Below are 704 nucleotides of genomic sequence, written 5' to 3' on the forward strand. Positions count from 1 at the left end.
CTGCTTTCTCATACGTTGGGCATTTTTGCTAATTTTAAACAAGGTAAAAGACAACGCGATTGGCTTCAACACGCTAACGTTATAGGGTGTTAAAGTCGAGCATCGCGTTAATAATTAAAATATGTTAATTGTTAATTGTTAATTGTTAATTGTTAATTATTTAAATTAATCGTGGCTTTTATGTTGTTCTTGGAATACTTAATTATACATTCACCAGGAGTAATTGTTTTTGAATGAGGGACATAAATCAATAACAAAATTTGAAAGCTATTTTGATATAATGATATTTATCAGTCTGGAGTTGATATCAGAATTTAGAATATAACGCTGATTTAATGAATTAAGATGTGAAAAATAAAGTGAAAGGCTATATCTTTATAGTAAATAACTGCGAATATTAAATAAGTAAAAATGATTACTGTTCTCGATTTTCTGTATGATTAAATAATATAAGCCCCCATACAGGGGGCTGTATTGGTTAAAGATAGTGTCAAAAGAGAATGAACGACTAAAGAATCGTGTAGCGAATATGCAGGATAATATCGTTTAAAGTTTGTAACATGGCTTGCTGTTTGGTGGTTGCATTAGGGAAACTTCATATACAGGATCTTAATAATTAAGTCTTTCAAAACATGCATTCAATGTCTTGTTTTTACATGATTTTCTTTGTGGTGTTTTGAAGGCATTTTGACCTAAGTACTCCC

1 pseudogene is annotated in these 704 nt (G+C 30.3%); it reads left to right on the plus strand.

Annotated elements, in window-relative coordinates:
* Window positions 1–93 (plus strand): annotated as a pseudogene (locus AAC854_RS24505) (IS982 family transposase); the annotation flags it as partial.
* Window positions 94–704 lie beyond the last annotated feature (611 nt).

This window comes from Xenorhabdus entomophaga (genome assembly GCF_037996725.1).
Taxonomy (GTDB): domain Bacteria; phylum Pseudomonadota; class Gammaproteobacteria; order Enterobacterales; family Enterobacteriaceae; genus Xenorhabdus; species Xenorhabdus khoisanae.